Origin of the sequence: Pseudomonas sp. 21615526, from assembly GCF_013386245.1 — a bacterium.
GTDB lineage: Bacteria > Pseudomonadota > Gammaproteobacteria > Pseudomonadales > Pseudomonadaceae > Aquipseudomonas.
On sequence record NZ_JACAOM010000091.1, the window covers coordinates 1 to 401 of the forward strand.

The 401-nt window shown below is 56.6% G+C and carries 1 protein-coding gene; it reads left to right on the forward strand.

Annotation, left to right across the window (positions count from 1 at the left end):
* The coding region (locus HX786_RS24235; RefSeq protein WP_178912688.1) for a ribonucleotide-diphosphate reductase subunit beta at positions 1 to 401 on the forward strand (401 nt) is incomplete at both ends.

Genomic DNA, 401 nt, shown 5'->3' on the forward strand with positions numbered 1-401 from the left:
TACCGCCTGATCACCAACCCGGAGTGCCGCCAGTACATCCTGCGCCAGGCCTTCGAAGAAGCGATCCACACCCACGCCTACCAGTACTGCATCGAATCGCTGGCCATGGATGAAGGCGAGATCTTCAACATGTACCACGAGATTCCATCGGTCGCCAAAAAGGCTGCCTGGGGCTTGAAGTACACCCGTTCGATCTCCGATCCGAAGTTCGAAACCGGCACCGTTGAGACTGATAAAGAGCTGCTGCGCAACCTGGTGGCGTACTACTGCGTACTGGAAGGTATCTTCTTCTACTGCGGCTTCACCCAGATCCTGTCCATGGGCCGTCGCAACAAAATGACCGGCGTGGCGGAACAGTTCCAGTACATCCTGCGGGATGAGTCGATGCACCTGAACTTCGG